Annotated in this window: 13 protein-coding genes, 1 tRNA gene and 2 pseudogenes; 5 read left to right on the plus strand and 11 right to left on the minus strand. The window is 61.3% G+C overall.

What is annotated here, in order from left to right; all coding sequences use genetic code 11:
• The 3 genes from D6858_RS03565 to D6858_RS03570 all read left to right on the plus strand — a co-directional run.
• A partial coding sequence (locus D6858_RS03565; RefSeq protein WP_133305235.1) for an ABC transporter permease occupies positions 1-1080 on the plus strand: 1080 nt, incomplete at its 5' end.
• 180 nt (positions 1081-1260) lie between these two features.
• A tRNA-Ser gene (locus D6858_RS15730) sits at positions 1261-1339 on the plus strand.
• 264 nt (positions 1340-1603) lie between these two features.
• A complete protein-coding gene (locus tag D6858_RS03570; RefSeq protein WP_120107266.1) occupies positions 1604-1831 on the plus strand; it encodes a hypothetical protein in 228 nt (75 codons plus the stop codon).
• 8 nt (positions 1832-1839) lie between these two features.
• Here the strand turns inward: D6858_RS03570 and D6858_RS03575 are convergent, their stop codons facing one another.
• From D6858_RS03575 to D6858_RS03585, 3 genes are all read right to left on the minus strand, one after another.
• On the minus strand, positions 1840-2712 hold the full coding sequence (locus D6858_RS03575) for an undecaprenyl-diphosphate phosphatase (RefSeq protein ID WP_067734677.1): 873 nt from the start codon (positions 2710-2712) through the stop codon (positions 1840-1842).
• A gap of 55 nt (positions 2713-2767) precedes the next feature.
• Positions 2768-4834: a heavy metal translocating P-type ATPase gene (locus D6858_RS03580; RefSeq protein ID WP_067734678.1), complete on the minus strand. Its 2067-nt coding sequence runs from the start codon at positions 4832-4834 to the stop codon at positions 2768-2770.
• Positions 4835-4966: 132 nt separating this feature from the next.
• A complete protein-coding gene (locus D6858_RS03585; RefSeq protein ID WP_120107268.1) occupies positions 4967-6943 on the minus strand; it encodes an FTR1 family protein in 1977 nt (658 codons plus the stop codon).
• A 76-nt stretch (positions 6944-7019) separates the two neighbouring features.
• On the opposite strand from D6858_RS03585, the gene D6858_RS03590 reads away from it, so the two are divergent.
• On the plus strand, positions 7020-7445 hold the full coding sequence (locus D6858_RS03590; RefSeq protein WP_067734681.1) for a MerR family transcriptional regulator: 426 nt from the start codon (positions 7020-7022) through the stop codon (positions 7443-7445).
• Positions 7446-7471: 26 nt separating this feature from the next.
• Positions 7472-7591, plus strand: a pseudogene (locus tag D6858_RS16055) (IS110 family transposase); the annotation flags it as partial.
• 589 nt (positions 7592-8180) lie between these two features.
• Here D6858_RS16055 and D6858_RS03600 read toward each other — a convergent pair.
• The 8 genes and pseudogenes from D6858_RS03600 to istA form a co-directional block, all read right to left on the minus strand.
• On the minus strand, positions 8181-8606 hold the full coding sequence (locus tag D6858_RS03600; RefSeq protein WP_240623675.1) for an ion channel: 426 nt from the start codon (positions 8604-8606) through the stop codon (positions 8181-8183).
• Positions 8603-9991 (minus strand): APC family permease, encoded by a 1389-nt coding sequence (locus D6858_RS03605; protein ID WP_420823816.1) that lies wholly within the window; start codon positions 9989-9991, stop codon positions 8603-8605. The genes D6858_RS03600 and D6858_RS03605 overlap by 4 nt, the downstream gene beginning before the upstream one ends.
• 127 nt (positions 9992-10118) lie before the next feature.
• Complete coding sequence (locus D6858_RS03610; protein WP_165859620.1) at positions 10119-11159, minus strand: copper resistance protein B; 1041 nt, start codon at positions 11157-11159, stop codon at positions 10119-10121.
• Complete coding sequence (locus D6858_RS03615; RefSeq protein WP_120107270.1) at positions 11156-12928, minus strand: copper resistance system multicopper oxidase; 1773 nt, start codon at positions 12926-12928, stop codon at positions 11156-11158. Before D6858_RS03615 ends, D6858_RS03610 begins: the two co-directional genes overlap by 4 nt.
• Before the next feature lie 101 nt (positions 12929-13029).
• Entirely contained in the window at positions 13030-13434 is a 405-nt protein-coding gene (locus tag D6858_RS16255) for a copper-binding protein (protein ID WP_067737950.1), read from the minus strand.
• Between the two features lie 55 nt (positions 13435-13489).
• A pseudogene (locus D6858_RS03625) lies at positions 13490-16273 on the minus strand (efflux RND transporter permease subunit); the annotation flags it as partial.
• A gap of 127 nt (positions 16274-16400) precedes the next feature.
• Entirely contained in the window at positions 16401-17168 is a 768-nt protein-coding gene (istB, locus tag D6858_RS03630) for an IS21-like element helper ATPase IstB (RefSeq protein WP_048578302.1), read from the minus strand.
• Positions 17165-18655: an IS21 family transposase gene (gene istA, locus D6858_RS03635; protein WP_081261070.1), complete on the minus strand. Its 1491-nt coding sequence runs from the start codon at positions 18653-18655 to the stop codon at positions 17165-17167. Before istA ends, istB begins: the two co-directional genes overlap by 4 nt.
• Between the last annotated feature and the right edge of the window lie 123 nt (positions 18656-18778).

Consider the following 18778-nt stretch of genomic DNA (forward strand, 5'->3'; position numbering starts at 1 on the left):
GCCTTCCTCGACACGCTGCGCCAGCTTGGCTGCAACACCGATGCGCTGATGCTGATAGTGGTCGCAGCGCTGTTCTACGGCTTCTACTATCCCGCGCCTTACAGCCAAGGCCATGCGCAGGACGTGCGGCTGGCAGTGGTGAACGAGGCGCGCACCCCGCTCAGCCGACAGCTCGTCGATCTGATCGAGGCCAGCCCGCTGGCCGAGGTCGCCGCCCGGCCCGCCAACCTAGCCGAGGCGCGCACCCTGCTGGTAGAGCGAAAGGTCGATGGCGTGCTGCTGCTGCCTGACCGAGCACTGGATGACGCCCTGCGCGGCCAGGACAGTGGCATAGCGCTGTGGATCAACGGAACCTACCTCGTGCGAACCAAAGCTTTGGGCCAGGCGATCCAGGGGGCCATCGTCAACACGCTCAACAACGAGGCGAAAGGACGGCTCGGGGTTAGTATCGAAATTACCGATCCCGTCGAGTCGCAACCGCTGTTCAACCCCAATCTGGAATACGGCGCCTATATCTTTCCCGCCGTTGCACCGGTGATCCTCCAGCAGACCATGCTGTTTGGTACCGCCGTGCTATTCGCCGGGCGCAGGCGGCGCGGATGGAACGAACTGGGTGGCCAATGGCTGGCGCTGAGCCTCGTGTCGTTCGTGCTCACGCTGACCTATTTCGGCTGGTTCTTCGCTGCGCAGGATATCCCGCGCCAAGCCGGAATCGGCGCCCTGCTGATCGTCGCGCTGTTTGCGGCAGGAGCCATCGCCGCCTTCTCGCTGTTCGCCGCCCGGCTGTTCCCCAACGCGCGCGCCGCGCTGCTGTTGCTAATCCCCACCTCGCTACCGATCTTTTTCCTCTCGGGCGCGACCTGGCCGCGCGAGGCGATGCCGGGCTGGGTCTCGGCGCTGGGCGCGCTGCTACCTTCAACCCACGCCAGCCGCGCCCTCCTCCTCACCGACCAGATGGGCGCGCCGTTATCGGAAGCCCTTCGGCCGCTCACAGCGTTGGTGATACTAATAATCTCTTTTTTGGTCGGGTCGGGCCTTGTCTCGCGGTTTATGACCAATGCGGATGAACTGACGACCTGATGGTCAGATCGCCGGGGCAGGCTTGTTGCCGAGCGGATCGCTCCGCGTCATGGGGCGGCCGCTGACGAACGGCATTGCCTGCGGCTATGCACGACGCAAGCAGAAGCCCACCCCAGCGTCGGATTCAGGAAATTTCGATGCCAAGATTCACGAAAAGCTTGAACCTATCCATACGATAACGGACACATGCACACGCATATGGAACGAAAGAGTCCTCTTAATCAGCGGGTCCTAGGTTCGAGCCCTAGTGCGTCCACCACTTTCTCTCCTAATATCAGTATGTTGATAGGACGTCTGGTTTGAGCGGGAAGGCGTTAAGGTTCGCTAGGTAGCTCCCTAGGTAGCAGCCCACAAACCGACCCAATCGTCTTGATCATGAGATTTTCAGCTGGCGTACGTGCGGTCAGCCCCAAAAAGGCCGCTCCAGCAGTCAATCGCGGTGCGTTCCACGTTTGAAGGATTCGTGTTTTGCGCGCGCAGTCATTTCCGTCGTCCCGGCCTGTTAGTCCGTTTGGGGTCGTGAATGTCCGCGTTGGCAGTAGTCACGCTGCTTTCCTATCGGCCGCTTGACTCGGAAGGGCACGTGGCGGTGCTGCAGCAGCAAGTCATTTTTGGCCTGCCTGCTGCCAACCCGCCCATTGGACCGCTTGAAGGCGGCACGCTTGATGGGGCCATAGGCGACCACGAGAAGCCCCGATTGAGGCGACCTCAACTGTTCATAGCGGAGCCACGTCCCTATCTGAACCTTTGACGGATATGTCACGCCAGCCAAGCTTGCGACGACGCGACGAGTAGAAGGACACCGAGCACTCCTCGGTAAATGACAAATGGCCAGGCGGAGAAGCGTTCAAGGAAGCGCATCAGTGCCCAGATTGCGACGAAGGCCGAAACCGACGCGACAATCAGGCCGAGTGCCAAAACGGACCACGCGTGCATGTCGAGATTCGCACGGTGCAACTCCCACAATTCCTTAGATCCGGCGAGTGCGATGGCCGGAATTCCCAACAAAAATGAAAACCGGGCCGCTTCTTCGCGCTCAAACCCTAGTCCGAGCGCCGCAGTGAGAGTTGATCCCGAACGCGAAACGCCGGGGATCAAGGCCCCTACCTGCGCAATGCCGACCAGTAGCGCATCTGCCAGCGATGCATTTTCAACGCTGCGGCGGTGGCGCGCGAAGACTTCCGTGAGAGCCATCAGAGCAGCCATGGCAATGCACGCCCAGCCGATCACGGACAGGCCACGAAGTGGTGAATGGCACGCATTGAGGGTGCCCGACAGAGTAACGCCCGCCAGGGTGATCGGAACCGTGGCCAAGGCAATCCACATTGCAAGGCGAAGCTCCGGATCGGCGAATTGCCGCTGACGGATGGCGAACAAGGAACCGACCGCAAGACGACGAACGTCCTGCCAGAAATAGCTGATGACCGCAGCAAGTGCCGCCAACTGCATCGCCGCCGAAAAGGCCGAGCCGGGGTCTCGCCACCCCAAGAGGGCGGGCACAATGCGCATATGCGCTGTCGAGGAGATCGGCAGAAGTTCGGTGATCCCTTGAACCACGCCCAATAGGGCGACCTTGGCATAACCCAACGTCACAAAACCGGTGTCGACGCCCGTTGCACACGGCATAGTCATTTCACTGCTGTCCCCTGGCTCAGAGGCACAGCCTTGAGCGGTGCTGCCGCCTGCATTATTGTCTGACCAGTCTCAGGCCATTGGCGACCACGAGAAGGCTGGCTCCCATGTCAGCAAACACGGCCATCCACATGGTGCCGTAGCCCACGAGCGTAAGGACGAGAAAAACGGCCTTAATCCCGAGCGCCAACGTAATGTTCTCGATCAGTATGGTTCGGGTCTTGCGTGACAACCGCACGAAGCGCGCGATCTTGTTGAGATCATCGTCCATCAGGGCGACATCGGCAGTTTCGATGGCCGTGTCCGAACCGGCAGCCCCCATCGCAAAGCCGATATCGGCCCGCGCGAGCGCGGGCGCGTCGTTGATGCCGTCCCCGACCATGCCGACATGCCGGCCATCACGGATATAGCCTTCGACCGCCCGCAGCTTGTCCTCGGGAAGTTGATCGCCAAGTGCTTCGTCGATCCCGACCTGCCGGGCGATGGCGGCGGCCGTACGCACATTGTCGCCCGTGAGCATCACGGTATCGAGGCCAAGCGCGCGCAACGCCTCGATGGCGACGCGACTGCTGTCCTTGACGGTGTCCGCAACGGCCAGAAGAATTAGCGGTTGCTTGCCGTCGGTGAGGCCGATGACGGTTTTACCTTGTTCCTCCAGGTGCGCGAGCTGCGCTTCGATTGCGGGCGAGCAGACGCCGTTTTCGTGGATCAGCCGGTGATTGCCGAGCATATAGTCTACGCCGCCGATTGTGCCCTTTACGCCGCGGCCCGGGAGCGCCGTGAACCCAGTGACCTCGAGTAGCTCGATGCCCGACTTTCGACCTGCCTCGGCAATTGCAAACGAGGCCGGATGGTCGGAACGTGCGGCAAGACTGGTAGCAATGCGCAGGCTGTCGACGCCGTCGGCTTGTTCAAGCTGCACCGTGTCGGTCAGCGCCGGTTTGCCGTGAGTGATCGTCCCGGTCTTGTCGAGGGCGAGCACAGCAAGCTTGTGGCCCTCCTCAAGATAGACCCCGCCTTTGATCAGTATCCCGTGGCGTGCCGCCGCCGCCAAGCCGCTGACAATGGTCACCGGCGTCGAAATGACAAGTGCGCAGGGACAGGCTATCACCAACAGGACCAGCGCTTTGTAAATCCAGTCCTGCCAACCGGCGCCAAGCAATAGCGGCGGGACAAGGCCAATCACCACTGCGACCAGAAAGACGACAGGCGTATAGATCCGCGCGAACTGGTCAACGAAGCGCTGGGTAGGTGCTCTGGCGCCCTGCGCGGACTCCACTGCCTGGATGATCCGGGCAAGGGTTGAGTGACCGGCATCTGCGGTGACTTCATATTCGAAGGACCCGGCTTCGTTCAGCGTGCCGGCAAACACTGGATCACCCGGCCCTTTTTCGACGGGTAAGCTCTCACCGGTAATTGCCGCCTGATTAACCGTCGAATGCCCGATTACGACGGTGCCATCGAGAGCGACGCTTTGACCCGGCTTGATCCTTACGACCTCGCCGATCGCAACTGACGCTGCTGGCAGATCGATCCACGATCCGTCGGGCTGCCGGACGGTGGCATAGTCCGGGGCAAGTTGAATGAGGCTGCGAATGGCATTACGGGCGCGATCAAGCGACTTTGCCTCGATCAGTTCGGCAATCGCGAACAAGACCATGACCATGGCGGCTTCGGGCCACTGCCTGAGCAAGAGCGCGCCCGTCACGGCAATGCTCATCAAGGCAATCATGTTGAGATTGCCATGGCGCAGCGCGATCCAGCCCTTGCGGTAGGTATCGATCCCACAGCTCAGGATGGCCAGCAGAGCCAGCAAGGCAACGGCCCATTCGGGCATTCCAGCCCAATGAATGATCTCAGCTAACAATGCGGCAATTCCGCCGGCGGCATAGGGCCACCACGGCCAAATCGACTCTGGTTCGCTCGGCGCCTGCTTGGCGGTCACCTCGGACACTTCGGCTTCCATGCCCAGGTCGCGAATTGCTTCCTGAACTGCCGGTAGTGCGCCGGCCCGGTGCACTACCGTCAGACTTCGTTGCATCAGATTGAAATCGAGCGACTGGACCTCACCCATGCCGCCAAGCTTCTTGCGGATCAGCGCTTCCTCGGTCGGGCAATCCATTTGAGCGATCCGAAGGCGAGTCACGCTGCTACCGTCAGGCACGATAGATATCGCCGGAGACGAGCCCGAAGATGTCGATGCGGGGGGCGAAGATGCACCGCAGCAATCGTCAGCCATATCTTTGTATCTCCGTCATGCAGTGACCGACTTTCTGGCGAGCCGCTCATTGTACCAGCCACCCACAACGACAATTGCTAACGTCAGGATTTGTGCGCCGACGGACTCCCATGTCGGGAACAAGCCGAGCACTGGAATGCGCGGGACTTGCGAGAGCGGCGCAATGTCTATCATCCCGGCCTCCTGCAGGGCGGCTACGCCCTTCCCCGCCAGCACGACAGCGAGAACGGCGATGAGCGCAGAGCTGTATTTGAAGAACTCGCTGACCGGCAGTTTGGCGCTGAACCGCAGCATAGCCCACGCGATAAGGCCCAGTACAACCACGGCAGAACCAGCACCCGCCAGAATGACGGCGCCGCTACCTTGTGCGGTGAGCGCCGCGTAGAACAGGATTGTCTCGAACACTTCGCGATAGGCGACGATGAAGGCCAGGCCGAACAGGAACCATGCCGAGCTGCGCGACAATGCCTTGCCCAACGTCTCGTTGATATAGCGTTGCCATTCGCCTGCCTGCGACTTGCCATGCATCCAGATGCCCACGGACAGCAAAACAGCCGCCGCGAACAGTGAGCCGAACCCTTCGGTCAGTTCGCGACTTGCGCCGCTAACGCCGATAAAGAAAGTTGCAATCGCCCAGGTGATGCCTCCGGCGATCAGTGCCACCACCCATCCGCTGTGGACATGGCGGACCATTTCGCCACGGTCAGCCTTCCGTAGGAAGGCAATCATGGCGACTACGATCAGGAGCGCCTCCACGCCTTCGCGCAACAGGATCGTGAATGCCCCGATAAATGTGGATGCCGTGCTGGCCGCGCCGGGTGAGAGCACCTCTTCGGCATCGCTGAACAGCGTATCGAGAACCGCGACCCGATCCTTGACGGCAGCAAGCGGCTCGCCGCGACCGATGGCCGCACGAAGATTGCCCATCTCGGCCTCGATCCGCCCCATCAAGGTCGCATCGCGTGCCGCAAGGGCAGGCTCAACCGGCTCGAACCCATCGAGATAAGCGGAAAGCGCCAGCTTTTTTGCCGTTTCCCGGTCTCCGGCCGCATAGGCTGCGACGCTCGCCTGCAATTTCTCATGGGCGACTGTCAGTGATCCAGCCTTCTCCTCGATCACTGCTTCAGGATGCGTGCGCAAATAAGCAATGACTGCGTCAGCCGCGTCCGGACCTATTTCCCGCCCAAGCGCAGCAGGGGTCAATCCAGCGAGCGTGGCCAAATTGGATATGCGGCTCCGCAAGGCGGCGTCGGTTTTCCAAGTCTGCTCGCCCTTGTCGCTGTCCGTGAATGCGAACTGGCTTGCATAGAACGCCAGGTCCCACCGGTCTTGCGATGGCAGCTCGGAGAAACTGCGCATCGCCGTCCCATCCAGCCCCTGACCGATGACCTGATAGAGGGCAAACGGACTACGTTCGCGGGCGCGATCCGCATCCCGAAAAGCTACCGGCGCCGGATCGAGTTTGGCGGCATCGGGGCCATGCCCATCGCCCCGCACACCATGGCAGCCCGCACAATTTTGAGTATAGAGCGCCGCACCGCGAGCGAGATCAGGGGCTTTCGCTGGTGCGAGCGGAACCGGATAGACGGCCAAGAGGTGCGTTCCCAGCGCACGCGCGGCCCGCGCGACGTCATCCGGCTCCGCTTTGGCCCCAACCAGGCCCCGAAATGCCTTCGCCTCAGCTATCAGGCTCGTCCGATCGGCGGAGGCGGCCAGGCCAGTGATCTTGGTCTCGATCGTGCTCGAGAACTCGGTCATCTCCGCATATTCCTGGCGGTTCTTGATCTGGCCATTGGCCACGGCGCCCCGGTAATCCACCGCCACATAGTCAAGCAGCCGCCAGGCCGTTTGCACGTCTTCATTGCTTGAACCTGCAAAAGCTGGCGAGACCAATCCCAACGACAACGCGACGATCGTCATCATGGCCCACAAAGCGCGATATGCGGCAAGAGTACTGTTTCGCACGAAAATTCCTGATTCGAGTTTGTTCATGGACACCCGATACAATCTACAGTTACTGTAGAAGCAAGCAGTTTTTTGCGAATGAATCGCAATATGGAGGGCAATGATGAGTGAGCCCACGCGTCTGGCGATAGGCGATCTGGCACGACAGACCGGAACCAAGGTCAACACCATCCGGTTTTACGAGAATATTGGCCTACTCCCATGTCCGATGCGAACCGCATCGGGACGGAGGATATATTGCGCCGCGGATGTCCGCCGACTTTCCTTCATCCGCCACGGACGCGGCCTGGGATTTTCGGTCGACGAGATACGCTCGCTGCTTGCCCTTGCTGATGAACCCGAACGCGACTGCGCCGAGGCGGCCGCAATCGCGCAGCGGCACCTGCAGGATATCGAAGCGCGAATTACCCGACTGGAAACGCTTCGCACCGCGCTCGCCAATGTTGCTTCGTCCTGTGACGGCGGGCGCATCGCCGATTGCCAGGTGATCGAGGCGATTGCCGGTGTCGATTTGCCGGTCGAGGCTTGAGGCGCTCGGTAGCTCACGTCTGCGGTCGAAAGCCGCGCATGCTCGTCGCTGTCGCGCTCGCCAACAAAATGGCGCGCACGATCTGGGCCATGGCAACAAAGCAAGAGGATTACAGGGATCCGGCTCGGGCGATTGCTGCTTGTTGACGCAACCGCAGTTCAAAGCCTGAAGCCGGAACAGCGGGAGGTGTGAGAAGACGACGACCTGCATGGGCAAAATGATCGAACAGATCTGGATTAGGAAAACCAGTTGGACACCCCGAGCCAACAAGCTCGCCTTCGAGATTTGGACCTGATCCGCGCACGACCATACCGGCCAGCGGCAATATGCTGCACCTCAAAGGCCTTACAGAAGCGCGCTCTCGATCACACTCTCTGCCAGCCAGAATCCTCTTGTACTGCGGGCGGCAACCACAGAAGGTGTCCAGCTTTGTGAGGAGAAGCGAAATGCCAAAAGCAGGAATTATTGGCCGCATCGGGCTTGTGATTGCCACCGGCTCGGCGCTTGTAGGAAGTGTCGCCATCGCGGGGAGGAGGGATATATTATTCGAACCTACTGAATTGATATAATGTAGTTTTGTCGAAAGAGAGGTAGAAAATACCCCCATCACTACCCCCGGCCTGGCAATTGAGGCAGGCTGATCTGAACGCGCGATGAGTTGACCCAGACGGCTACCGCAGAAGAAATTTCACGCGGCAGACGTTCGGGCTTCATTCATAAATCCCCGTTTCAACCTCAACGCGCGGTCGCGTTCTCCTTGTGAAGTGTTTCAAAAATAAATTGCGCTGTGCAGCTGATCAGCAGGAAACCGGTGAGGGACTCAATTCCCGCAAGAGCGCGAACGTGTCCGGTCGGATAGATGTCGCCAAGGCCAAGTGTCGTGATGTTGACCAACGAAAAATAAAAGAGATCCATCCAGCTCTCACCTGGCGTATGGACGAATCCGCCCAGCCCCAGACTGTGACTCCATTTGAAGCCAGCAGCGAATTCGAGAGCAATGAGCAGATGGCTCATAAGGACGATGAGATAGGCGGCACTGAATCTCAGTGGACGCACAGCGCTTCCGCCGTACGTCATGCGCGCAAGAGCCAGCATACCGATGTGTAGCCAAATGGCTCCAAGAAACAGGAGAACCCCGATGACGATCGCAAAAATCATCATTTCGGCCCTCGTTTTGCTGTTTGGTGCGAATGGGGGGCATGATCGTGCGCCGGGGAATGTCTTCCGCGCGAGAGAAACATAGCCTCTCCTGCGAATGCTGCGGCAATGCCCACGGCCGCATACGCAACGATCGCTGGATCGGTCTGCAGCTTGGCAATCGTGAACGCGATCAGCACAACGAAATCGGCGACCAGGGCGGCAAGCAGGATCGTCGCTCTGGCGCCAACTTCTCGCCGCAGGTGGCGGAAAACGCCCCAATGAACCAACATGTCCATCACCAGGTAAAAGAATGCGCCGAGCGCAGCGATGCGCGATAGATCAAACAGCACCGCAAGCGCTCCGGCCACTACGACCGTATAGATCAGGAGGTGACTGCGCAGGCTCCCGCTCATGCCGAAGTGGCTGTGCGGGATCATTTTCATTTCGGTCAGCATCGTCAGCATCCGCGAAACAGCAAAGACGCTCGCGATGACGCCGGAGGCTGTCGCAGCCAGAGCGATGGCAATGGTAAAATAGAAACCAATCCAGCCTAGCGCGGGCTCCGCAGCTGCAGCAAGCGAGTAATCACGGGCAGCTATGATAGCATCGATGCTCAGGCTCGATCCGACGGCGATGGCGACAAGCAGGTAGGTCACGACGCAAATACCGATCGCGATCATGATCGTACGACCGACGTTTCGATGCGGATCGACGATTTCTCCGCCACTGTTGGTGATCGTGGTGAAGCCTTTGAAAGCAAGAATCGAAAACGCAACCGACGCCACGAAATCAACGGGGCCGCCGGAGATCGCCTCGCCAGAAAAGGCGCCGGCATCAAGACCGCTGGCCCAGATCGCGGCCACGGCAAAAATGACGATCCCGCCAATTTTAATGATCGACATGACCAGGGAGAACACGCTGACGGAGCGATTGCCCGATGCGTTGATTGCGTAGGCCAGGAAGATCAGGCCGAGCGCCAGAAGGGACAGCAGCAACCCACTACTTTCCAGGCCGAAAGGACGCAGTGCATAGGTCGCGAAGGTCCGAGCCACGAGGCTTTCATTGATGACCATCGAAAGCGCCATAAGCAAAGATGCGGAAGCAGCGATGGTCCCGGGGCCATATGCCTTGTTCAGGATCATGGCGATGCCGCCCGAAGACGGCCAGGCGTTCGACATCTTGATGTAGCTGTAGGCCGCGAGCGCCGTTACAGCGGCGCCCACAATAAACGAGAGCGGAAAGAACGGTCCGGCAAGTTGCGCGATCTGTCCGGTCAATGCGAAAATACCCGCGCCGATCATGACGCCGGTTCCCATCGCGACCGCGCCGCTTAGGGTGATGCTATTCTTGTCCGTAGCTTTGTTCGTGGCGTCCCTTTCCTGTGCCTGGAGATGATGGTTCTGCAACTATTCGCTCCTTTCGGGTGGCCTTGCGAACCAGCTCTTTGGCATCATCGCACGATCAGAAAGCCGACTGTACCTGCCCTGAAGCCAATTTGCGCTCCAGAGCAGGTGCATTTCGTAACGACTGCATTCAGAACCAGAACCGAACGCCGGCCACGAAGTTGGTGACGCTCGGGTTCTCTCCCGCGGCGCGGGCATAATCGGCACTGGTGCCGACCTTCCATTCCTGCGCGATGCCGATGTAGGGGGCAAACTCGCGTCTGAATTCGTAGCGCAGGCGCAGCCCTGCCTCAATACGATCGACACCACCTCCGATACCCAATTCCGGAATGTCCTGAGCCGCCAGATTGATCTCCGCGCGGGGCTGCAGGATCAGTCGCTGGGTGATGCGCTGATCCAGTTCAGCCTGAACCCTGGCCGTGACATCGCCCTTATTTGAAACGAAAGCCGTGGCCTCGATGTCGAACAGGTAGGGCGCCAGGCCCTGCACGCCGATGGCGGCATAGGTTCGCGAAGGTCCCACAAGGTCCTGACGAACACCGGCCTGGAGATCCCACCGCGGCCCGATGGCGTGGCTCCACAGGGCCTGGACTTCGGCTCGCTCCGGCTTCTCGCCGAAATTGCCCTCGCCTTCGCTCTTGAACCAAAGCTTGTCGATATGGCCGCCATAGGCGCCCTGAACATCCCAAGTGTAACCATCCTTGCCCTTGCGAGCACGGTATTCTGCGCGGTCGGCCATGAACCAGAAGACCGGCAACCCGCTCACTTCGCGAACTACGTGCGCCCGCGATGCCGCCATCACGTCGGCCCCGACATACTGGTCAGCCGCAAAGGCCGGACCGGAGAAGGCCTCAGGCGGCGGCGGTGACTGGGGGATATCATCGGAAGACACCGGGGCAGAATTGCCATGGCCCATGTCCATGTCGTGCCCTATCTGCATATGGTCCATCGTTCCGTGATCCATCGAGCCATTCATCATCGAATGATCCATGCGCCCGGGCATCTTCTTCGTATCACTTGACGCGGGGGCGCCTGGCGTGCCGGTGTTGCTATCTGACGGCTCGGCAGGCTTCTGCGTCGATGCTTGCGGATGATGGCCGGCGTGATCCGCCTGATCCTGCGCGAAAGCGGGACTGGCGACCAGCAGCGGGAGAACGAGAAGGTATTTCACAGCTCGGCTCCTTCCTGCAGAGGGCGCACCGTCACGATCTGAAACATGCCCTGGTGCATGTGGTAGAAGAGGTGGCAATGGAATGCCCAGTCACCCGGGGCATCGGCCGTCAGGTCGAAGGTCGCGCTGCCCCCCGGCTGTACATTGACCGTGTGCTTGCGCGGCTGATGATCGCCGGGGGCTCCGGTCACCAGCTCGAAGAAGTGGCCGTGCAAGTGGATGGGATGGACCATCATCGTGTCGTTGACGAGACGCACGCGCACGCGTTCGTTGAAGGCAAAACGGATGGGCTTGTCGGTAACGGCGTCGAACTTCTGGCCATCGAACGACCACATGTAGCGCTCCATGTTACCGGTCAGGTGGATTTCCTTGAGCCGCGACGGTTTGCGCGGATCAGGATTGGGCTTGGCCGCGACAAGCTGCTTGTAGGTCAGGACCCGGTGATCGACATGATCGAGGCCGAGACCGGGAAAATCCATCCGGTCGACCGGGTTCATCGCCACCATACCGAGCCCCGGACCGACCTTCACGTCAGCAGGAAGTCGCGAGGTGTCACGCATGTTCATGCCTGACATCTTCATGCCGGAGCCCTTGCCGTCCCCCATGTCCATTCCGGCCATATCCATGCCGCTCATGTCCATGCCGGCCATGGCATCTCCGCCCATAGCCATGCCCATATCGGCCATGGTCAGGACCGGCGGCTTGCGCAGCGCCGGCACCGGCGCACGCGCGCCAGGGCGCGATGCCAGCATCGCCACGCCCATCCCCGAGCGATCGATGGACTCGGCGACGAAAGCGAAAGCCTCTGCATTCTGCGGCGTGATCAGGACATCGTAGGTTTCGGCGACACCGATCTGGAATTCGTCGGTTTCGACAGGATTCACATTCTGCCCATCGGCAGCAACGACGGTCATCGGCAGGCCAGGTATGCGGATGTTGAAAAACGTCATCGCGCTGCCGTTGATGATCCGCAGGCGAATGCGCTCGCCCGGCGTGAACGGCAGTTCGAGCCCATCCGCAGGGCCATGGCCGTTGATCAGATAGGTATAGGTCGAGCCGGTAACGTCCGCGATGTCGGTCGGGCTCATGCGCATCTTCGCCCACATCCGCCGCTGCGCGCCGTTCAGCGGATAGTCGTCGGTGGCGGTGGTCTGATGGTAATTGAAATAATCGGCCTGTGTCCTGAGCTTTTTCATGATCGCCATGGGTCGGATGGGCGACCAGTCGGACAGCATCAGCACATATTCGCGGCCCCAGGTGAAGGGATCGGGCTCCAGCGGATCGATCACGATCGGGCCGTAGTGCCCCATCGGCTCCTGAAGCGTATGGGCATGCCACCAGTAGGTGCCGGCCTGGCGGATCGGGAATTCATAGCGAAACGTCTCGCCGGGCTTCACCGCCGCCATGGTTACGCCGGGGACGCCGTCCATTAGGAATGGTACAAGCATGCCATGCCAGTGTATCGACGTGCCTTCGGAGCTGTCGTTGACGAGATCGACGACAAGGTTCTGGCCCTCCTTGAGCCGCAGCAGCGGCCCTGGCAGCGTGCCGTTGACGGTGACCGCCGGCCCGTGCCGCTTTCCGGTCCGGAAAGTGGCGTCGGCCACGGTCATGGTGAGATGGTCGCCCGACAGGACATCGCTGCCCCGCCGCGCCAGCGTTCCGCCCGGACGCCCCATGGCCCATGCCGGTATGGCACGGGCAAGGCCGAGGGCTCCAAGCGAGGCGGAACCTGCGACCAGAAATCTTCTTCGATCGATCGAGGACATTGTTGAATCCCTGAATTCGTTGTCTGATAACTTTACGGATACGAGGCTGGTGCCCCTCATATTTTCTGAGACTCTTCCCTCAAATTACGGCGGCGCCTGGCTCACTGCTTCCGGATCGCAGTTATCTCGCCGCCGCCATCCTTGAGCTTGAGATCGAAGGATACCTGGTCGCCGGGCATCATTCCTTCGAGCATCCGCGGATCGGCATTGAACATCATCGTCATGGCCGGCCAGTTCGCTGTCGGGATCGGTCCGTGCTTGATCGTGACAGTGCCGCCCTTCGGGTCGACAGCGGTGATCATGCCCATGCCGCTTGCCATGCCCGCCATGTTCGCCCCGTTCATCGGCATGGCATTGCCGTTGCCGCCGACCGCATCGTGCATCGTTTCCATCGCCTGAACAGCGGGCTGGGACGAGTTGGCGGTGCTGTCGGGTGCTTCTGCCGTCTTTTGTCCGCAGGCCGAGAGCAGCAGTGCCGGGCCGAGGATCATCATTATAGGCTTCATCAGTCTTCTCCTTGCAAAGGTATAACAGGGGAACGAGTCCTTGCAAAGGTATAACAGGGGAACGAGATTCCCGGGGCGCTCGCATCAGCAGGTAGCCTGCTGGAATGAGAAACATCGAGAGCAGCGGCGCGGTGATCATGCCGCCGATCATGGGCGCGGCGATGCGGCTCATTATCTCCGAGCCGGCACCGGTTCCGACCAGAACTGGAAGGAGGCCGGCGAGGATGACCGCCACCGTCATCGCCTTGGGCCGGACCCGAAGTAGCGCACCATCGCGCACAGCCGTCCGAACATTCGCAAGGGTTGGATGGGGGCCGTATCTTTCGAGCGCCTGCTTGAGGTAGAGCAGCATCACTACCCCAAATTCCGCAGAGACGCCGGCCAGGGCAATGAAGCCGACACCGGTCGCGACCGACTGGCTATACCCCAGCCAGTAGAGCAGCCAGAACCCGCCCGTCAGTGCGAAGGGCAGTGTGCCCATTACGAGTGCGGCCTCGTCCCAGCGGCGGAAGATCATGAAGAGCAGTAGGTAGATGGTCGCGAGGGTTGCCGGGACCACGATCTTGAGGCGGGAGATCGCACGGCTGAGATATTCGAACTGCCCGGCATAGGCGATGCTGACGCCCGGTGGCAGCTTGACTTGAGCCGCGACCGCGTCCTGCAGGTCGTGCACCACCGAGACGAGATCGCGCCCGCGCACGTCGATGTAGACATAGGTGGTTGGCCGCCCGTTCTCGCTCTTGAGCATGGGGGGGCCATCGGCGATGCGCAGCGAGGCCACCGTGCCGAGCGTGATCTGCTGTCCCGATGGTGTGAGAATCGGCAGGTTTCGTAAGGTATCGATGCTATCGCGCACTTCGCGCGGATAGCGCACGTTGATCGGATAGCGCGCCAGTCCCTCGACCGTGCGTCCGACATTGGCGCCACCCACGGCCCCTGCGACGATCTGCTGCACGTCGGCGATGTTGAGATCATACCGCCCGGCGGTCTGGCGATCGATATCGACATCGACATAGCGACCGCCTTCGAGCCGTTCGGCCAAGGCCGAACTGACGCCGGGCACGCTCTTCGCCACAGTTTCGATGCTGCGCGCGACGCGGTCGATCGCATTGAGATCCGCGCCCGAGACCTTGATGCCGATCGGGCTCTTAATACCGGTTGCCAGCATGTCGATGCGATTGCGGATCGGGGGCACCCAGATGTTTGAGAGGCCAGGCACCTTCACAGTGCGATCAAGCTCGTCGACCAGCCTGGCAGGCGTCATGCCCGGGCGCCACTGGTCGCGCGGCTTGAAATGGATGGTCGTCTCGAACATGGTGAGCGGGGCCGGGTCGGTCGCGGTATCGGCCCGCCCGGCCTTGCCGAACACGCTCTCCACTTCGGGCACGGTCTTGATCAGCCGGTCGGTCTGCTGAAGCAGTTGCCCCGCCTTCGCCGCCGAAATGCCGGGCAATGCGGAGGGCATGTATAGCAAGTCGCCTTCATTGAGCGGCGGCAGAAACTCTCCGCCCAGCTTCGCCACAGGCCATGCCGTGGTGAGGAATACGAACACCGCCGCGATCAGTACCGCCCTGGGCCGCTGCATCACCCAGTCGAGCGCGGGACGGTAAGCCTTGATCAAGGTCCGGTTGATCGGATTGTCATGCTCGGAAGGGATGCGTCCCCGGATAAGCCAGCCCATCAGGATCGGCACCAACGTCACCGACAGGATCGCGGCGGCCGCCATCGAATAGGTCTTGGTGAAGGCGAGCGGTGAAAACAGCCGCCCTTCCTGCGCCTGCAGGGTGAAGACCGGCAGGAACGACAGCGTGATGATGAGAAGGCTGAAGAACAGCGCCGGCCCCACCTCGCGCGCGGCATCGGCTACGACGCGCCATCTCGCCGGACCTTCCAGCGCAATTCCTGGATGTTCGTGCTCCCATTGCTCGATATGCTTGTGGGCATTCTCGATCATGACCACGGCCGCATCGACCATCGCCCCCACGGCGATGGCAATGCCGCCGAGCGACATGATATTGGCACTTACACCCTGGAACCGCATGACTAGGAACGCCGCGAGCACACCCAGCGGCAGCGTCACGATCGCCACCAGCGCCGAGCGGACGTGCCAGAGGAACAGCGCACAGACCAGCGCCACGACGACGAATTCCTCGATCAGCTTGTGAGTGAGGTTCTCGACCGAGGCATCGATGATCTGCGAGCGGTCATAGGTGGGCACGATCTCGACGCCCGCCGGCAGGCTTTTGCGCAGCGTTGCCAACCGCTCCTTCACCGCCGCGATGGCGCTGCGTGCGTCCGCCCCCTGTCGCAGGATTACAACGCCGCCCGCGACTTCGCCTGCGCCATTGAGGTCGGCAATGCCGCGCCGCATTTCCGGACCGAGCCGAATCGTCGCGACGTCTCCCAAAGTGACAGGAACGCCGCCCCTGGCCGTCTTCAGCGGAATAGCGCGAAAATCGTCCAGCGTTTGCAGATAGCCCGAGGCGCGGACCATATATTCGGCCTCGCCCATTTCGAGGGCCGATCCGCCGACTTCCTGATTGGCCTTGCGTATCGCCGCGACCGCGTCCTGGAAAGTCACGCCGTATCCAGCGAGCTTCACCGGATCGAGCACGACCTGATATTGCTTCACCATGCCGCCGATGCTGGCAACTTCGGCAATGCCGGGCACGGTCTTGAGTTCATAGCGCAGGAACCAGTCCTGGATGCTGCGCAATTGGCTGAGGTCATGCTGGCCGGTCCGGTCCACCAGCGCATATTCGTAGATCCAGCCAACGCCGGTGGCGTCGGGGCCGATCGCGCTGGTCACGCCTTCGGGCAACCGGCCCTGCACCTGATTGTGTCAACGGCGGCGTAAAAGTCGTCCATTGGGCGGAGCAAAACCAGGCCACTTGATCCGGGTGTTGGCGAGCGCCGGGAGGGCGTAGCCCGAGCGGGGGTCGCCAACACCCGGATTGCCGTTTCTGTCAGGGGTTGGGACGTGCTTTGCGTGCCTGGCTCTGGGCCAGGCGATAGCTCTCGCCGTTCATCTCGAGGATGCTGACGTGGTGGGTGAGCCGGTCGAGGAGCGCGCCTGTCAGGCGCTCGGAACCGAACGTCTCGGTCCATTCGTCGAACGGCAGGTTGCTGGTGATCAGCGTCGAGCCGCGTTCGTAGCGCTGTGAGATCAGCTCGAACAGCAGTTCCGCGCCGGTTTTGGAGAGGGGCACGAACCCCAGCTCATCGATGATGAGAAGCTTATAGCCGGTCATCTGCTTGTGTAAGCGCAGTAGGCGGCGTTCGTCGCGTGCCTCCATCATCTCGCTGACCAGCGCGGAAGCAGTGATGAACCCGACCGTCAGGCCCTTCTGGCAGGCCGCCAGGCCAAGACCGATCGCGACATGGGTCTTGCCGGTCCCCGACGGGCCAAGGGCGATGACGTTCTCGCGACGGGTAATCCAGTCACAACGCGCCAGTTCGAGCACCTGCATCTTGTTGAGCTTCGGAATGGCGGCAAAGTCGAAGCTGTCGAGGCTCTTGGCGGCCGGGAACCGCGCGGCCTTGATCCGGCGCTCGACCATCCGGCGTTCCCGGTCGATCAGTTCCAGTTCGACAAGCCGAGCAAGGTAGCGGACATGATCTACGCCCTCTGCTGCGCATTGCCGGGCCAGCTTGTCATGCTCGCGCAGGAAGGTTGGCAGCTTGAGCGTCTTGAGGTGGCTGGCGAGCAGCAGTTCGGGAGCTTGGCTGCTCATGCCGCTGCTCCGCCGGTCAACAGCCGCATGTACGAGCGCGCCGATGTTGTCTCCACTCTGGCCCTGGGCAGGTAGGGATAGATCGCCATGTCCAGTCGGGGCGGGCGGCGCTCCACCCGGCATAACAGGAGATGCTTCACCGCATCGAAGCCGATCGCGCCCATATCAAGGGCCTGCTTCACCGCGCCATGCAGATCGGCCAGAGCGAAGCTCTCCAGCAGGCGCAGTACCTGCACATATTCGCGCCGGCCATGCTTGCCCATGCGCGTCTCCATCAGCCGGCGCAGCGTTGTAAATACCTCGGGCAGGTCCCAGCCCTGCAATGGTGCGGCCTGATCGAGGGCATTGATCTTCTGTTCGATCAGGGGAAGGTAATGGATCGGATCGAAGATCACATCCTCGCGCTCGTAGCTGCGCACATGGCGGGCAATGATCTCGCCCCGGCAACCGATCACCACCTCGTCGACATAGCCCCTGATCCACACCTCCTGGTGGCCGAAGCGCACCGGCACCGAGTAATCGTTGGTCCGGTAACGCACCAGCGCCTGCGATGAGACCTGGCCGCTGGTCTGGTCACAGGCCTCGAAGGGGGAAGCCGGCAGTTCCTGCATCGCCGCCAGATCGCGCCGCAGCCTCTCGCCAATCGTCTCACTCTCGCCCCGCAGCCGGTCGTTCTGCCGTTTGCGGCATTGCTCCTCGAGCCACAGGTTGAACGCCTCCCATGTCGGGAACCGGGGGATCGGCACCATGAAGTTGCGCCGGCAATAGCCGACAAGGCCTTCAACGCCGCCCTTATCGTTACCCTTGCCGGGGCGGCCGTAACGATCACGGATCAGGTAGTGCGACAGGAAGGCGCTGAACAGCCTCGCGCGCAGCCGCGTCCCGTCAGGCAGGATCTTCGAGACCAGGCAGCGGTCGTTGTCGTAGACGATCGACAGCGGCACCGCGCCGAAGAACGCAAAGGCGTGGACATGGCCGTCCATCCAGGCCTCGGCAACGGCAGCCGGATAGGCGCGTACGTAGCAGGCGTCGCTGTGCGGCAGATCGAGCACGAAGAAGTGCGCCTTCTGCTCCACCCCGCCGATCTCGACCAGAGCTTCTCCAAAATCTGCCTGCCCATGGCCGGGTGCGTGTGCCAGCGGCACGAACATCTCCCGGCTGCGCTGATCCCGATCCCGGATGTAATCCTTGATGATCGTGTAGCCTCCGGTGAAGCCATGCTCTTCGCGAAGGCGATCGAACACACGCTTCGCCGTATGGCGCTGCTTGCGCGGGACCGACCGGTCCCCATCCAGCCAGCCGTCGATGATCGGTATGAACGCTTCCAGCTTCGGTCGCCGCACCGGGGCGCTGCGACGGTAACCGGGCGGCTCGGAATACGACAGCATCTTGCGGACCGTGTCGCGCGATATGTTGAAATGCTTCGCTGCCGCCCGGGCGCTCATGCCGCCCGCGCAGGCAAGACGAACCTTCAGGTAAAGTTCCACGGTGTAAATCCCTCATCCCTCCTCGCCAGCATCGCGAAAAGGGAAAAAGTGGACGACTTTTACGCCGCCCGCAGCAGCACTTCGCCGCCGCTACCGTGGTCTAATTTTGCACCGCCGTTCTCA

This window comes from Tsuneonella suprasediminis (genome assembly GCF_003605755.1).
Taxonomy (GTDB): Bacteria; Pseudomonadota; Alphaproteobacteria; order Sphingomonadales; family Sphingomonadaceae; genus Tsuneonella; species Tsuneonella suprasediminis.